16 protein-coding genes and 1 tRNA gene are annotated in these 14,364 nt (G+C 67.6%); all 17 read left to right on the forward strand.

Going from position 1 to position 14,364, the window contains the following annotated elements; translation table 11 throughout:
- Nucleotides 1-1,021, forward strand: a 1,021-nt coding sequence (locus PHC73_RS04840) for an aromatic ring-hydroxylating dioxygenase subunit alpha (protein WP_300125129.1), incomplete at its 5' end; no start/stop codon positions are given.
- Between the two features lie 148 nt (nt 1,022-1,169).
- Entirely contained in the window at nt 1,170-1,784 is a 615-nt protein-coding gene (locus PHC73_RS04845) for a 2-hydroxychromene-2-carboxylate isomerase (protein WP_300125132.1), read from the forward strand.
- Between the two features lie 24 nt (nt 1,785-1,808).
- Nucleotides 1,809-2,108: an FmdB family zinc ribbon protein gene (locus PHC73_RS04850; RefSeq protein ID WP_300125134.1), complete on the forward strand. Its 300-nt coding sequence runs from the start codon at nt 1,809-1,811 to the stop codon at nt 2,106-2,108.
- 110 nt (nt 2,109-2,218) lie between these two features.
- On the forward strand, nt 2,219-4,003 hold the full coding sequence (gene aspS, locus PHC73_RS04855) for an aspartate--tRNA ligase (protein ID WP_300125136.1): 1,785 nt from the start codon (nt 2,219-2,221) through the stop codon (nt 4,001-4,003).
- A gap of 18 nt (nt 4,004-4,021) precedes the next feature.
- On the forward strand, nt 4,022-4,765 hold the full coding sequence (locus PHC73_RS04860; RefSeq protein WP_300125138.1) for a YebC/PmpR family DNA-binding transcriptional regulator: 744 nt from the start codon (nt 4,022-4,024) through the stop codon (nt 4,763-4,765).
- Nucleotides 4,766-4,775: 10 nt separating this feature from the next.
- Nucleotides 4,776-5,276: a crossover junction endodeoxyribonuclease RuvC gene (gene ruvC, locus PHC73_RS04865; RefSeq protein ID WP_300125139.1), complete on the forward strand. Its 501-nt coding sequence runs from the start codon at nt 4,776-4,778 to the stop codon at nt 5,274-5,276.
- A complete protein-coding gene (gene ruvA / locus PHC73_RS04870; protein WP_300125140.1) occupies nt 5,273-5,857 on the forward strand; it encodes a Holliday junction branch migration protein RuvA in 585 nt (194 codons plus the stop codon). The genes ruvC and ruvA overlap by 4 nt, the downstream gene beginning before the upstream one ends.
- A 3-nt stretch (nt 5,858-5,860) precedes the next feature.
- Nucleotides 5,861-6,907, forward strand: coding sequence for a Holliday junction branch migration DNA helicase RuvB (gene ruvB, locus PHC73_RS04875; RefSeq protein ID WP_300125142.1), 1,047 nt, complete (start codon nt 5,861-5,863; stop codon nt 6,905-6,907).
- Between the two features lie 111 nt (nt 6,908-7,018).
- Nucleotides 7,019-7,732, forward strand: coding sequence for a protein TolQ (tolQ, locus tag PHC73_RS04880; RefSeq protein WP_300125143.1), 714 nt, complete (start codon nt 7,019-7,021; stop codon nt 7,730-7,732).
- 3 nt (nt 7,733-7,735) lie between these two features.
- The gene (tolR, locus tag PHC73_RS04885) at nt 7,736-8,176 is read left to right on the forward strand and encodes a protein TolR (RefSeq protein ID WP_300125145.1); all 441 of its coding nucleotides are present in this window, start codon (nt 7,736-7,738) and stop codon (nt 8,174-8,176) included.
- Between the two features lie 34 nt (nt 8,177-8,210).
- A complete protein-coding gene (gene tolA, locus PHC73_RS04890) occupies nt 8,211-9,329 on the forward strand; it encodes a cell envelope integrity protein TolA (protein ID WP_300125147.1) in 1,119 nt (372 codons plus the stop codon).
- Nucleotides 9,319-10,602 (forward strand): Tol-Pal system beta propeller repeat protein TolB, encoded by a 1,284-nt coding sequence (gene tolB, locus PHC73_RS04895; protein ID WP_300125150.1) that lies wholly within the window; start codon nt 9,319-9,321, stop codon nt 10,600-10,602. The genes tolA and tolB overlap by 11 nt, the downstream gene beginning before the upstream one ends.
- Nucleotides 10,603-10,974: 372 nt before the next feature.
- Nucleotides 10,975-11,517, forward strand: a complete 543-nt coding sequence (gene pal / locus PHC73_RS04900; RefSeq protein WP_300125152.1) for a peptidoglycan-associated lipoprotein Pal — start codon at nt 10,975-10,977, stop codon at nt 11,515-11,517.
- Between the two features lie 6 nt (nt 11,518-11,523).
- The gene (gene ybgF, locus PHC73_RS04905; protein ID WP_300125155.1) at nt 11,524-12,468 is read left to right on the forward strand and encodes a tol-pal system protein YbgF; all 945 of its coding nucleotides are present in this window, start codon (nt 11,524-11,526) and stop codon (nt 12,466-12,468) included.
- A gap of 23 nt (nt 12,469-12,491) precedes the next feature.
- Nucleotides 12,492-13,169 (forward strand): 7-carboxy-7-deazaguanine synthase QueE, encoded by a 678-nt coding sequence (gene queE / locus PHC73_RS04910; RefSeq protein WP_300125157.1) that lies wholly within the window; start codon nt 12,492-12,494, stop codon nt 13,167-13,169.
- On the forward strand, nt 13,166-13,858 hold the full coding sequence (queC, locus tag PHC73_RS04915) for a 7-cyano-7-deazaguanine synthase QueC (protein WP_300125159.1): 693 nt from the start codon (nt 13,166-13,168) through the stop codon (nt 13,856-13,858). Before queE ends, queC begins: the two co-directional genes overlap by 4 nt.
- Before the next feature lie 49 nt (nt 13,859-13,907).
- Nucleotides 13,908-13,983: transfer RNA gene (locus PHC73_RS04920), tRNA-Lys, on the forward strand.
- Nucleotides 13,984-14,364: the final 381 nt, after the last annotated feature.

Genomic DNA, 14,364 nt, shown 5'->3' on the forward strand with positions numbered 1-14,364 from the left:
GGACGGCTCCATCTACGCCTACGTCAACCGCTGCGCGCACCGTGGTGCCGCCATTTGCCGCGAGCTGCGCGGCAATGTGCAAAACCACCTGTGCGTCTACCACCAGTGGGCCTACGACCTGAAGGGCAACCTGATCGGCGTGCCTTTCCGGCGTGGCCTGAACGGTCAAGGCGGCATGCCGGCCGACTTCGACATGAAGCAGCACGGCCTGCAGAAGCTGCGTGTCGACGCCCATGCCGGGCTGGTGTTCGCGACTTTCTCGGACACGGTCGAGTCACTGCAGGACTATTTGGGGCCGATGCCGCGCCAGGCCATCGACCGCATCATGCGCCGGCCGATCAAGGTGCTGGGTGACCAGCGCCAGTACGTGGCCGGCAATTGGAAGCTGTACGCCGAAAATACGCGCGACCCGTACCACGCCAGTCTGCTGCACCTGTTCCACTGCACCTTCGGGCTGTACCGGTCGAGCCAGAAGGGCGTCAGCGTGATGGATGCTCGGCGTCGGCACTCGATGCTTACCGCCATGCGTGGCACCGACGAGGGACAGCTCGACGACTACAAGGACACGCGCACCTTCAACTCTGAGTTCACGCTGGCCGATCCGTCGGTGCTGGCCGGTCGACCGGAGTTCGACGACGGCATCACGCTGGTGATCCTGGCGGTGTTCCCGAACCTGGTGGTGCAGCAGATCGCCAACACGCTGGCGGTGCGGCAGATCATCCCGCGCGGGGTGGACAAGTTCGAGCTGGTCTGGACCCAGTTTGGCTACGCCGACGATGATGCGCAGATGGACGCCATCCGCAACAAGCAGGGTAACCTGATCGGCCCGGCCGGCCTCATCTCCATGGAAGATGGCGAGGCGGTGGAGATCGTGCATCGCTCGATCGTGCGCGACCAGGACAAATGCTCGTACATCGCCATGGGCGGCGAGCAGGCCAAGGACGCCGAGCACCTGGTCACCGAGGGCAGCATCATCGGTTTTTGGGAGTATTACCGGCAGGCGATGGGCTGGGTGGCTTGAGGTGGAGCTGAAGACCCCCACGCAGGAGGTTTTTGGCTCGCGGCCGCGCGGCACGCCATGAATCAGTGACTCAAGTCCTTGATTCGGGGCGTGGCATCCCGCCCCGGACGGAATCGCTGAATAAATCAGCGGTTTCTCGGGGCACGACATGGGGGATTTCGTCATGGCAGAAAAAGTGCTCGATTTCTACATTGATTTCACGAGCCCGTTCACGTACCTGTGCAACATCAAGTTGCCGGACCTGGCGGCCAAGTACGGTTACCGGCTCGCCTATCATCCGATCGACATCCCGACCGCCAAGCTGGCGGCCGGTAACTACGGCCCGTCCAACCGCCAGGTGCCGGCCAAGATCAAGGCGCTGATGCAGGATTTGCACCGCTGGGCCGAGCATTACGGCGTGCCGTTCACGTTCCCGAAGGGGCTGAACGCCTGGCGGATGAACATCGGCACGTTTTTCGCCATTGAAAACGGCAAGGCGCGCCAATATGTAGACGAGGCATTTCGCCTGGTCTGGGCCGAGGGCGTCGATCCGAATGACGATGCCGTGCTGCGCAGACTGGCCCGGACCGTGGGCCTGGACGAGGATGCCTTCATGGCCTACGTGTCCTCGCGCGAGGGCGAAAAGGCGTACGAGGCATCGCGGGTCGCGGCGCACGCCCGGGGCGTGTACGGGGTGCCGATCATGATGGTCGACGACCAGATCTGGTGGGGAAACGACCGGCTGATGTTTGTCGAGGAATACCTCAAGGCCCACGCCGCTTGAGGAAAGGCTGGAGGGTTGTGGTTCATGCCGATTTACGAGTACGCCTGCCGCGCCTGTGGCGCGCAGCGGGAAGTGATGCAGAAGGTCAGCGACGCACCGTTGACGACGTGCCCGGAATGTCAGGCTGATGCCTTTCAGAAGAAGGTATCGGCGGCCGGTTTTCAGCTCAAGGGCAGCGGCTGGTATGTGACCGATTTTCGCGGTGGTTCCAAAAAAGCCGCCGGTGGCGCGGACTGCCCTGCGCAGGGCGATTCGTCCTCCGGCGCGTGTTCTGGCGACGCTTGTGCCGGCAGCGCCGGGGCGGCGACTGCGGCCGCCGGCTGAGGCGGTATCCTGCAGCGCCAGGCAGGCGGGGCCCGCTCCGTCCGCCTGGCGCTTTTTGCGTTTTCGGTGGGCGCTGTGACGCCCCTGTCCATCAAGCATCGGAGCCGATAGTGCGTAGCGTTTATTGCGGGCTGGTCGACGAGGCGGCCCTGGGGCAGAGCGTCACCCTGTGCGGCTGGGTACACCGCCGGCGCGATCACGGCGGGGTGATTTTCATCGACCTGCGCGACCGCGAAGGCCTGGTGCAGGTGGTCGTCGACCCGGACACCGAGGTCGCTTTTCGCACCGCCGAGCAGGTACGCTCGGAATACGTGCTGAAGATCACCGGCACCGTGCGCGCTCGCCCGGCGGGCACCGAGAACGCCGCCATGCACAGCGGCAAGGTGGAGGTGTTGGCGAGTGCCATCGAGGTACTGAATGCCGCCCACACGCCGCCGTTTCAGCTCGACGAGGACGATGTCGGCGAGGACAAGCGCCTGCGCTACCGCTACCTCGACCTGCGCCGCCCGCAGATGCAGGAACGTCTGCGCCTGCGCTCGAAGGTCACCGGCTGGCTGCGCCGCTATCTCGAGGCCGAGGGCTTCGTCGAGGTGGAAACGCCCATCCTCACCCGCGCCACGCCCGAGGGCGCGCGCGACTACCTGGTGCCGTCGCGCGTGCACCCAGGCAGCTTCTTCGCCCTGCCGCAGTCGCCGCAGCTGTTCAAGCAGATTTTGATGATGGGCGGCCTGGATCGTTATTTCCAGGTGGCGCGCTGTTTTCGCGACGAAGACCTGCGCGCCGACCGTCAGCCGGAGTTCACGCAGCTCGACATCGAGGCCTCATTCCTGGACGAGAACGCGTTCATGGCCATCATGGAGGCGATGATCCGCGGCCTGTTCGCCGACGTGCTGGGCGTCGAGCTGCCGAATCCGTTGCCGCGCATGAGCTACGCCGAGGCCATGTCACGCTTCGGTATCGACCGACCCGACCTGCGCAACCCACTGGAACTGGTCGAAGTCTCGGACCTGCTGCGCGAGACCGCCTTCAAGGTGTTCGCGGGGCCGGCCAACGACCCCGAGGGCCGCGTAGCAGCATTGTGCGTGCCGGGCGGGGGCGCTAGCCTGAGCCGGCGTGAGCTCGACAACTACGTCGAGTTCGTCAAGCAGTTCGGCGCCAAGGGTCTGGCCTACATTCGTCTGGCCGAGGGCGCCGACGGCGGTGTCGAGTGGCAGTCGCCGATCGTGAAGTTCCTGGACGGTGAGACGGTCGCCGCCATTCTCGAGCGCGTCGGCGCCAGCGTGGGCGACGTGGTGTTCTTCGGTGCCGACAAGGCGAGTACCGTCAACGGCTACATGAGCCATCTGCGCGGCAAGCTGGCGGACGATCTGGGTCTGCTCGAAGGCGGCTGGAAGCCGCTGTGGGTGGTCGATTTCCCGATGTTCGAGCGCGATCCCGACAGCGGCCGCTGGCAGGCGCTGCACCATCCGTTCACCGCCCCGCAGGTGCCGGACGTCGACGCCATGCTCGACGATCCGGGCCGGTGTCTGTCGCGTGCCTACGACATGGTGCTGAACGGCTCCGAAATCGGCGGTGGGTCCATCCGCATTCACCGGCCGGACATGCAGCAGGCGGTGTTCGGCCTGCTCGGAATCGACGAGGAAGAGGCCCGCGCCAAGTTCGGCTTCCTGCTCGAGGCGCTGGGCTACGGCGCGCCGCCACACGGCGGCATGGCGTTTGGCATCGACCGTCTGGTGATGTTGATGGCCGGTGCCGGCTCCATCCGCGACGTGATCGCCTTCCCCAAGACGCAGCGGGCGCACTGCCCGCTGACCGACGCACCGTCCCCGGTGGACGAGGCGCAGCTGCGCGAGCTGGCCATCCGGACGGTCGTCAAAAAGCACGCAACTCACTGACCATAAAACGTTACTCTCATGGCCGGTCATTCCAAATGGGCTAACATCCAGCACCGCAAGTCCGCCCAGGACGCCAAGCGCGGCAAGCTGTTCACCAAGCTGATCCGCGAGTTGACCACGGCCGCGCGTACCGGTGGCGCGGACCCGGCGTCGAACCCGCGCCTGCGCACCGCCATCGACAAGGCGCTGGCCGCCAACATGACGCGCGACACCATCGACCGCGCCGTCAAGCGCGGTGGCGGCGCGGCCGACGGTGACAACTACGAGGCCGTGCGCTACGAGGGCTACGGGCCCGGTGGTGTGGCCATCATGGTCGACTGCCTCACCGACAACCGCAATCGCACCGTGGGCGAGGTGCGGCACCTGTTCTCCAAGCGCGGCGGCAACCTCGGCACCGACGGCTCGGTGGCGTATCTGTTCGAGGCGCGCGGCAGCATCGTGCTGCCGGCCAGCGTGAGCGAAGATCGCGCCTACGAGCTGGCGCTCGAAGCGGGTGCCGACGACGTGGTGGTACAGGACGGCGGCATCGAGCTGCTGACTGCGCCCGAGCGCCTGCACGAGGTGCGCGAGGCGCTGCTGGCGCTGGGGGTGACGCCCCTGTCGGCGGAACTCGCCGAGCGGCCGAGCACCACCGTGCAGCTGGATGCCGAGCAGACGCTGGCCGTCATCAAACTGCTCGACGCGCTCGAGGACCTCGACGACGTGCAGCGGGTGCACTCGAACGCCGAGTTCTCGGACGAGGCGCTGGCGGCGCTGTCCTGACGCCGGTCGCGTGGCGCGCATACTCGGCATCGATCCTGGCTCGCGCCTGACCGGTTTCGGGCTCATCGATGCGCGCCCCGGCGGGGCGCGGTACGTCGAAAGCGGCATCATCCGTGTCGATCCGGGTCCGCTCGACGCGCGCCTGGCCTGCATCTTCGGCGGCGTGCGCGAGCTGATCGCCGAGTTTCAGCCCACCGCGGTGGCGATCGAGAACGTGTTCATGCATCGCAATGCCGCCTCGGCGCTGAAGCTCGGTCAGGCGCGCGGCGCTGCCATCGTGGCGGCGGCGGTGGCGGGCGTGTCGGTGGCCGAGTACACACCGGCCGAGATCAAGCTGTCCGTGGTCGGCAACGGTCGCGCCAGCAAGGCGCAGATCGAATTCATGGTCGGCCGCCTGCTGGGGTTGGCCGTGCTGCCGCGAGCGGATGCGGCGGACGCCCTGGCCGGTGCGCTGTGCCATGCCCACCACATGGCCACGGCGGCCGCCACTGCCGGACGGGCCGGCGCATGATCGGGCGCCTGGCCGGCACGCTGCTGGTCAAAGCGCCGCCGGCGCTGCTGGTGGACGTGGGCGGCGTGGGTTACGAGCTCGAAGCGCCGCTGAGCACCTTTTACAACCTGCCGGCGGTGGGCGCGCCGGTGGTGCTGCACACACACCTTTTGGTGCGCGAGGACGCGCAGCTGTTGTACGGCTTCGGCACCGAGGCCGAGCGGGCCCTGTTTCGTCAGCTACTGAAGGTGAGCGGTGTCGGCGCCAAGCTGGCGCTGGTCATCCTGTCGGGCGTGTCGGTGGACGAGCTGGCGGCGATCATTGCCGATGCCGACCCGGCGCGCCTGGTGCGTATCCCGGGCATCGGCCGCAAGACTGCCGAGCGGCTGATCCTGGAGCTGCGCGAGCCGCTGGGGCGCATGGTGGCGGCGTCGGTAACCGTGGCGTCGCCGCGGGCCGATGCCGCGGGCGATGCCGCGGCCGCGCTCGAAGCCCTGGGCTACAAGCCGGCCGAAGTGCGCGCCGCGCTGCGCGACCTGCCCGCCGACGCCAGCAGCGAAGACCTGATTCGGGCGGCGCTCAAGCGCCTGATGCGGAACTAGCCCATGGCCATCGAACGCGACGGCATCCTGAAGCCACAGCCGGCGGCGCCGGATGAAGTGCACGTCGAGCGCGGCATCCGGCCGGGCCGCTTGGCCGACTACGTCGGCCAGCGCGCCATCCGCGAACAGCTCGATATCTTCATCGGCGCCGCCCGCGAGCGGGGCGAGGCGATGGATCACGTGCTGCTGTACGGCCCGCCGGGCTTGGGCAAGACCACCCTCGCCCACATCATCGCCCACGAGCTCGGCGTCGGGCTGCGCACCACGTCCGGGCCGGTGCTGGAGCGGCCGGGGGACCTGGCAGCCATTCTGACCAACCTTGCCCCCAACGACGTGCTGTTCGTGGACGAGATCCACCGCCTGAGCGCCACGGTGGAGGAAGTGCTGTACCCGGCGCTCGAGGATTTCCAGCTCGACATCGTCATCGGCGAGGGGCCGGCGGCGCGCTCGATCAAGCTCGACCTGCCGCCGTTCACCCTGGTCGGCGCCACCACGCGCGCCGGCTTGCTCACCTCGCCGCTGCGCGACCGCTTCGGCATCGTGGCGCGGCTCGAGTTCTACAGCGTGGACGAGCTGACGTTGATCGTGCAGCGCGCCGCGCGCCTGTTGGGTTTCGAGCTGGACCAGGGTGGCGCGCAGGAACTCGCCCGCCGCTCGCGCGGCACGCCGCGTATCGCCAACCGCCTGCTGCGCCGCGCGCGCGACTACGCGCAGATGCGCGCCGACGGCGCGGTCACGCGCGAGGTGGCGGACGCGGCGCTGGCCATGCTGGACGTGGACCGCCAGGGCCTGGATGGCAACGACCGGCGTCTGCTGGCGGCGGTGCTGCAGAAGTTCGGCGGCGGTCCGGTGGGCGTCGACAATCTGGCCGCCGCCATCGGCGAGACGCGCGACACCATCGAGGACGTGATCGAGCCCTACCTCATCCAGCAGGGACTGCTGATGCGCACGCCGCGCGGGCGCGTGGCCACCGAGGCGGCCAGCCTGTACCTCGGGCTCACGCCCAAACTGGCGCCCGACGCCCCGGCGGCGGATCTGTTCGGCGACTGACGGCGCGGTTCTGGGCGCAACGCCGCCGCTGCTAAAATTCTGCGCCGCAGCAACGGTCTCACCAAGCGGCGGCACTCATTCCCCTTCCGTCCATCCTCCGCGGAGCAGCGTTTGGCCAACGAGTTATCCATCGCCCACCTGGTCATGGGGGCGGGTCCGGTCGTCAAGGCCGTGATGATCATTCTGCTTGGGGCCTCGGTGTTCTCCTGGGCCATCATGTTGCGCAAGCGGCGCGCGTTCGCGCAGGTGGCGACGGCCATCGAGGCGTTCGAGCGCCGTTTCTGGTCCGGGCAGGACATGGAGGAGCTGTACCGGGCGGCGGTCGGCAGCGTCTACCCGCCGGGCAGTGTGGAGGGCGTGTTCATCGGCGGTTACCGCGAGTTTCGCCACCTTTACGAGCAAAAGCACCTGCCGATCGAGGCCGCGCTCGACTCTGCCCAGCGCGGCATGCGCGCCGGTTTGGCACGCGAAATGGAGGCGCTCGACGATCAGCTGCCGTACCTGGCCACCATCGGCTCCATCAGTCCGTACATCGGCCTGTTCGGCACCGTCTGGGGCATCATGAGCGCCTTCCAGTCGCTCGGCACCACCGGCCAGCCGACGCTGGCGCTGGTCGCGCCGGCCATCTCCGAGGCCCTGGTCGCCACCGCCATGGGCCTGTTCGCTGCCATCCCGGCAGTGATCGCCTACAACCGATTCGCGGCGGTGGTCGATCACCGCGCCGGCCAGTACGAGGCCTTCATCGAGGATTTCATGAGCCTTCTGCAGCGCCAGGCGCATGCGTTTCGCGCCGGCCAGGGCCGCAGCAACGTGACGGCGGGCTGAGTCATGGCGCAGGTGCAGGGCCGGCGCCGGCGCGGCCGCGTGGTGGCCGAAATCAACGTCGTGCCGTACATCGACGTCATGCTGGTGCTGCTGATCATCTTCATGATCACCACGCCGCTGCTCGAACAGGGCGTCGAAGTCGACCTGCCGCAGGCCAAGGGACAGGCGGTCGAACAAAAACAGCAGACGCCCATCACGGTCACCGTCGACCGCGACGGCAAGCTCTATTTCGACGCCCAGAACTACCGCAGCGAGAAGGACAAGCCCGAGGATCCGGCGCACATCATGGCCCTGACGCGGGTGGCGCTGGAGCGCACGCCGAATGCGCCGGTGGTGGTGCGCGGCGACAAGGACGTGCCCTATCAGGCGGTCATCGATGCGATGAGCCTGCTGAAGCAGGCCGGCGCGCCCAAGGTTGGATTGGTGACCAAGGTTGCCGACTGATCGCTTGAAAAAACGCCGGTCCCCGCGGCCCGGCATGTCGGGGCCGCTGCTGTGGGCCATCGTCCTGCATGTGGCGCTGATCGCGCTGCTGACGGTCGGCTTCGATTGGTGGAAGGAAAAGCCGGCGCCGCCCGCCGGGCAACCCATCGAGGCCGAGGTCATCGACCCGGCGGCACTCGACGCCGCGCGCCAGCAGATGGAGGCGGCCGAGCAAGCGCGGCAACGCGCCGAGCAGGAGCGCGCCCGGCAGGCCGCCGCCGAACAAGAGCGCCTGGACGAGCTGCGCCGTCAGCGCGAACTGGAGCAGCAGCAGGCGCAGGCGGCCGCCGAGCAGCGTCGGCAGGCCGAGGAGGCCGCCAAGCAGGCCGCCTTGCAGGCCGAGCGCGAGCGACAAGCGGCCGAGCAGGCGGCCAAGGCCAAGCAGCAAGCCGAGGCGGAAGCGCGCGCCGCCGCCGAAAAGGCCGCCGCTGCCCAGGCGGAAAAAGCGGCCGCCGAACGGGCGGCGGCTGAAGCCAAGCGTCAGCAGGAGCTGGCCGCCCAGGCGGCGGCGCAGAAGGCCGCCGAGCAAAAGGCCGCTGCCGAGAAAGCCGCTGCGGCCAAGCTCGCGGCCGACAAGGCGGCGGCGCAGAAGCTCGCCGAGCAGGCCGCCGCGCAAAAAGCCGCGGCGCAGAAAGCCGCCGCCGAGAAAGCTGCGGCGCAGAAGGCTGCGGCTGACAAGGCCGCGGCAGAAAAGGCCGCTGCAGAAAAGGCAGCCGCTGCGAAGGCTGCGGCCAACAAAGCGGCCGCAGAAAAGGCGGCTGCCGAGAAAGCGGCAACGGACAAGGCGGCGGCACAGGCGGCAGTGGCCAGAGCAGCCGCCGACAGCGACGCCGCCGCCGTGTACGCGGAGGCGATCCGTCGCCAAGTCGAGGCGCGTTGGCGCAAACCTTTGAACTGGCCGCCAGGCTTGAAATGCGAGCTGCGTGTGAAACTGCTGCCCAGCGGTGAAGTCATCGATGCCCAGGCCCTGGCTTGTGGCGGCGATCCGGCCTTCGTCGAGTCGGTGCAGGAGGCGGTGATGGCGGCCTCGCCCTTGAAAGTTCCAACCGACATCAGGCTGTTCAATGAAAAATTCCGGAATTTCGTTTTCGAGTTCAAGGCGGATGCGGGTTGATCGCTGGCTGCTCGGCCTGCTGATGTTGGCGCTGGCCGGCGCGGCCCGTGCCGAGCTGCGCATCGAGATCACCCAGGGCGCGGCGCAGGTGATCCCGATCGCCGTCGTTCCGTACGCCAACGACGGCGGAGCCGATGCCATTCACGCCGTGATCGGCGCCGATCTGGCGCGGTCCGGGCAGTTTCGCGTGATTCCCGACGAGCAAATGCTGTCGCGGCCGAGCGAGGCCGCGCAGGTCAATTTCCGCGACTTCCAGCTGGTGATGGCGCAGTACCTGGCCATCGGCAGGCTGTTGCCGCAGCCGGATGGCCGTTTTACCGCCGAGTTCGAGCTGTTCAACGTCGCCACCGGGCAGCGGATGACCGGTGCCCGCTTTCCGGGCGTGCCGGCGGCCAGCAAGCGGCGCCTGGCGCATCACATCGCCGACCTCATCTACGAGGCGATCACCGGTGTGCGGGGCGTGTTCAGCACGCGCGTGACCTATGTCACGCAGGTTGGCGATAACTACGAACTGCAGGTCGCCGACGCCGATGGCCACAACCCGGTGACCATACTGCGATCGCAGGAGCCGATCTTGTCGCCCAGTTGGTCGGCGGACGGGCGCTACCTCGCCTATGCCACCTACGCTAACCGGCGTGCCGCCATTTTCCGACAGGATGTCGCCACCGGTGTGCGCCAGCTGGTGTCCTCGTTTCCCGGGCTCAATGGGGCGCCGGCGTTCTCGCCGGACGGCAGCCAGATTGCGCTGGTGCTGTCCAAGGACGGCAATCCCGACATCTACGTCATGAACCTCGCCGGCGGCCCGCCACGGCGCATCACCCAGCACTTCGCCATCGATACCGAGCCGACCTGGTCGCCGGACGGCCGCTACATTTATTTCACCTCCGATCGCAGCGGCGGGCCGCAGATCTATCGCGTACCCGCCAGCGGTGGGCCGGAAGAGCGTGTCACCTTCGAGGGGGTCTACAACGCCCGGCCGGCGGTGTCGCCGGATGGGCGCAAGATCGCCGTGGTGCACGGGGCCGCCGGGCGCGGCTACCGGATTGCCGTGTTCGATTTGGCCAGTCGTCGCCTGGACGTCCTGACCGATGGGCCGCTGGACGAGTCGCCCTGCTTCGCGCCGAATGGGCAAGTCATCATCTATACTACAAAATCTGGCGGCGCCGAGGCGCTTGCCACCGTCTCGATCGATGGCGCCGTTCGCCAGCGCTTGGGTGTTTCCCAAGCCAAGGTGCGAGAGCCGGGTTGGTCACCGTTTGGCGCCGCGCCCTGAGGGCGCCTGGATGTGTCGGGGCAGCGCCTTTGACTCGGCGCCGCCTGCCCGCGGCGGGATACCGGGGCATGAATAGAGGGCGTAAGCCTTTGATTCATCGAGTCAGCGCAGGCATCAGCCACGCGGCAGCGCGCTCATCAGGCCGTTGAAAAATCTTTTTCAACGGCCTGTTAAGGCAAGCCAGCGATGGCTTGCCCCCAAAGCAAGCGCGTCAAGCGCTTGCTTTGGGGGAGGCTCGTTGCGGACATGTGCCGCGACGAGCCGAGTTGAAAAAGGGCAGGATGGTCTTTTTCAACGGCCTGTTAAACAATTCCAAGGATGGAAATTGAGGTTTCTTTTTTTGGCCCCACCGTTCGCGAGGAGCTTCTGTCGATGAAGAAGGTGTTGTTTGTGTGTGCGATTGCCCTCACCGCCGTGGCGGTGGCCGGCTGCGGCAAGAAAGCCACCACGCGCGCCGGTGCAGAAGGTTCTGCCGCGGTGGGCAGCGCAGGCACCGCGGGCACCGGTGCGGACGGCGCCTACGGTGCGGGGACCGGCGGCGGTTTCGGGGCGGGTTCGCTGGATGACCCAAGCAGCCCCTTGTCGCAGCGCAAAATCTACTTCGGCCTCGATCGCTACGACGTGACCGAGGAATACCGCGGCTTGGTGGAGGCTCACGCCGGCTACCTGCGCAGCAACCCGAATGCCGCCGTGACGCTGGAAGGCCACACCGACGAGCGCGGCTCGCGTGAGTACAACATCGCGCTGGGCGAGCGTCGCGCGAACGCCGTCCGCGACCTGTTGGTGGCGTTGGGCGCCTCGGTCAGCCAGATCACTACCGTCAGCTACGGCGAGGAAAAGCCGGCTGCCGATTGCCACGACGAGAGTTGCTGGTCGCAGAACCGGCGCGTCGAAATCGTCTACACCGCCCGGTAAGCGCTGATGCTGCTCCGATCCGGCCGCCGCTGCGGCGTGCTCGTCTTGTCGCTGGCATTGGCCGGCCCGGTGTCGGCAGCGACGAATGCCAAGGACTTCGACCAGCGCCTGACCGCGCTCGAACAGGCCATCGGTTCGGCCGGTTCCGGGCAGAGCCAGGCGCAGTTGGTCATGCAGCTGCAGCAGATGCAGGCGGAATTGCGCCAGCTGCGTGGCATGGTCGAAGAGTCGGCCAACCAGGTTCAGGAACTGCAAAAGCGCCAGCGCGAGTTCTATCTCGACCTCGACAGCCGCCTGAGCGCCCTGGAGCAGGGCGGCGCGGGCCGGGCAGCCGGCCCGACAGACGCGGCGGCCGGCGCAAGCCCACCCGCGCCGACGAACGCCGAGCCGGCTGCGCCCGCCGTCAGCGCCGACGCCGGCCCCGTGGAGCGGCCGGTGCCTGCAGTGGTCCCCGAGGCACCGGCGGCACCACCCGAGGCACCGGCGGCGCCAGTTGCGCAGCAGCCGGCGGCGCCACCGGCGCAGGTTGCCGCTGTGGCGCCGGCTGCCACTGCGGCGGACGCCGGCGGCGAGCAGGCCGCTTACCGGGCCGCGTCGGACCTGTTGCGCATCGGCCGTTACGAGGATGCCATCGCCGGCTTTCGTGCGCAGTTGCAGAAATATCCTGGCGGCTCCCTGGCGGCCAACGCGCAGTACTGGATTGGCGAGGCGTACTACGTGACGCGCCAGTTCGACCGCGCCTTGGCGGAATTCCAGCGCGTCGTGTCCGACTATCCGCAGTCGCCCAAGGCCGCCGATGCGTTGCTCAAGATCGGCTACATCCAGTACGAGCGGCGTGACTTTCCGGCCGCGCGCCAGACCCTGACCAATCTGAAGGCGACCTGGCCCAACAGCCCGGCGGCGCGGCTGGCCGAGAACCGCCTGAGCCGCATGAAGGAAGAGGGCGTCTGAACGTCCTTCGGACGCGTTCGATGATGTCCAGGGTTGCCGGCCAATTGCCCGCTGCGGCGGCGGTGCGGTTGAAGATCACCGAAATTTTTCATTCGATTCAGGGTGAAGGCTTGACCGCCGGCGTGCCGACGGTGTTCGTGCGCCTGACCGGGTGTCCGCTGCGCTGTAGCTATTGCGACACCGCCTATGCGTTCAGCGGCGGGCATTATCTGGAAGTGCCCCAGATACTCGAGCGCGTGCGGGCGTTCCAGACCCAGCACGTCACCGTGACCGGCGGCGAGCCGCTGGCGCAAGTCGGCGCACTCGACCTGCTGCGTGCGCTGTGCGATGCCGGCTACGCGGTGTCGTTGGAGACCAGCGGCGCGCTCGACGTGGCGCAGGTCGATCGTCGCGTGGTGCGGGTACTGGATCTGAAGACGCCGTCGTCGGGCGAGTGCGAGCGCAATCTGTACTCGAATCTCGCGCTGCTGCAGCCCGGGGATCAGGTCAAGTTCGTGCTGGCCGACCGGGCCGACTACGAGTGGGCGCTGGACACCGCGCGGCGCCACGACATCGCCCAGCGGGCCAGCGTTTTGTTCTCGCCGGTATGGGGGCGCCTCGACCCCGCGATGCTCGCCGAGTGGATGTTGGCCGATCGTGTGCCGTACCGCCTGCAACTGCAGTTGCACAAAATTTTGTGGGGCGAGGCGCCAGGGCGATGAGCACTGCGAGTTCACCCAAAGCGGCCGTGGTATTGCTGTCCGGCGGGCTCGACTCGGCCACAGTACTGGCCATGGCGCGGGCCGAGGGCTATATCTGCCACGCCCTGAGTATCGATTACGGCCAGCGACACGGTGCCGAACTGGCGGCCGCCGCGCGGGTGGCCGCCGCCGGCGGCGCTGCTACGCAGCGCACCGTCACGGTCAACCTGGACGCCATCGGTGGCTCGGCGCTGACCGACGCTGCGATCGCCGTGCCTGCGGCGCCGAGTGTCGGTATCCCCATCACCTACGTGCCGGCGCGCAACACGGTGTTTCTGGCCATCGCCCTCGGCTATGCCGAAGTGCTGCACGCGGCGGCGATTTTCGTCGGCGTCAACGCAGTGGACTACTCGGGGTATCCCGATTGCCGGCCGGCATTCATCGACGCCTTCCAGGCGTTGGCGCAGATCGCCACCAAGGCCGGCGTGGAGGGTCACGCCCCGCGCATCATGGCGCCGCTGCTGAACCTGTCCAAGGCGGACATCATTCGCCGCGGCCAGGCGCTGGGTGTCGATTATGGGCTCACGGTGTCTTGCTATAATGCCGACCCGCTCGGCCGGGCCTGTGGCCGGTGCGATGCCTGTCGCCTGCGGGCGAACGGCTTTCGCGACGCGGGCGTGCCGGACCCGACGCCATATCTTCGTGGCTGAGCGGATTGCCGCCGAAAAGCCGGGTCTACGCTTCCAATCTCGCCCCTCGGGGCCGTTAGCTCAGTCGGTAGAGCAGCGGACTTTTAATCCGCGTGTCCAGGGTTCGATTCCCTGACGGCCCACCACTTTTCAACGCCCAACCTCTATCGGTTGGGCGTTTTCGTTTTCAGGTTCCGCGAAACAACGCGGGGCGGCGACCCGTTCTGCGTGTGCTGCCCTTCGTCGCCAGGTCGCGAAGGGCCCACCCGGTTCGACTCTCTTTCGCCCTCTTTTCTCTCGAAATCCGCGCCAACTTCTTTGCGGAAGCGCACGCAAATGGCCTTGTGGCCCAGTGACTTGCACGTGCGTCACTGCCATCGGTTGTCCATCGTGCTTGGATGAGCAAGGCATCAAGCCCGCGCCGCAGTCGCCGCAGCAGCACAGGGCATCGAGTACAGCCCCTGGCGTCCCTGCACCACCACGAGCGCACGATAGGCGAAGAGCGGCCCTTCGGCCTCGGGCTTACC

This window comes from Immundisolibacter sp. (assembly GCF_028696615.1).
Classification (GTDB): domain Bacteria; phylum Pseudomonadota; class Gammaproteobacteria; order Immundisolibacterales; family Immundisolibacteraceae; genus Immundisolibacter.

What these genes read in the sequence shown, in the direction of transcription:
- PHC73_RS04845 (WP_300125132.1), top strand. Translation starts at nt 1,170, where the DNA reads ATGGGGGATTTCGTCATGGCAGAAAAAGTGCTCGATTTCTACATTGAT.
- PHC73_RS04850 (WP_300125134.1), top strand. Translation starts at nt 1,809, where the DNA reads ATGCCGATTTACGAGTACGCCTGCCGCGCCTGTGGCGCGCAGCGGGAA.
- PHC73_RS04860 (WP_300125138.1), top strand. Translation starts at nt 4,022, where the DNA reads ATGGCCGGTCATTCCAAATGGGCTAACATCCAGCACCGCAAGTCCGCC.
- ruvA (WP_300125140.1), top strand. Translation starts at nt 5,273, where the DNA reads ATGATCGGGCGCCTGGCCGGCACGCTGCTGGTCAAAGCGCCGCCGGCG.
- ruvB (WP_300125142.1), top strand. Translation starts at nt 5,861, where the DNA reads ATGGCCATCGAACGCGACGGCATCCTGAAGCCACAGCCGGCGGCGCCG.
- tolR (WP_300125145.1), top strand. Translation starts at nt 7,736, where the DNA reads ATGGCGCAGGTGCAGGGCCGGCGCCGGCGCGGCCGCGTGGTGGCCGAA.
- tolA (WP_300125147.1), top strand. Translation starts at nt 8,211, where the DNA reads ATGTCGGGGCCGCTGCTGTGGGCCATCGTCCTGCATGTGGCGCTGATC.
- tolB (WP_300125150.1), top strand. Translation starts at nt 9,319, where the DNA reads ATGCGGGTTGATCGCTGGCTGCTCGGCCTGCTGATGTTGGCGCTGGCC.
- pal (WP_300125152.1), top strand. Translation starts at nt 10,975, where the DNA reads ATGAAGAAGGTGTTGTTTGTGTGTGCGATTGCCCTCACCGCCGTGGCG.
- ybgF (WP_300125155.1), top strand. Translation starts at nt 11,524, where the DNA reads ATGCTGCTCCGATCCGGCCGCCGCTGCGGCGTGCTCGTCTTGTCGCTG.
- queE (WP_300125157.1), top strand. Translation starts at nt 12,492, where the DNA reads ATGTCCAGGGTTGCCGGCCAATTGCCCGCTGCGGCGGCGGTGCGGTTG.
- queC (WP_300125159.1), top strand. Translation starts at nt 13,166, where the DNA reads ATGAGCACTGCGAGTTCACCCAAAGCGGCCGTGGTATTGCTGTCCGGC.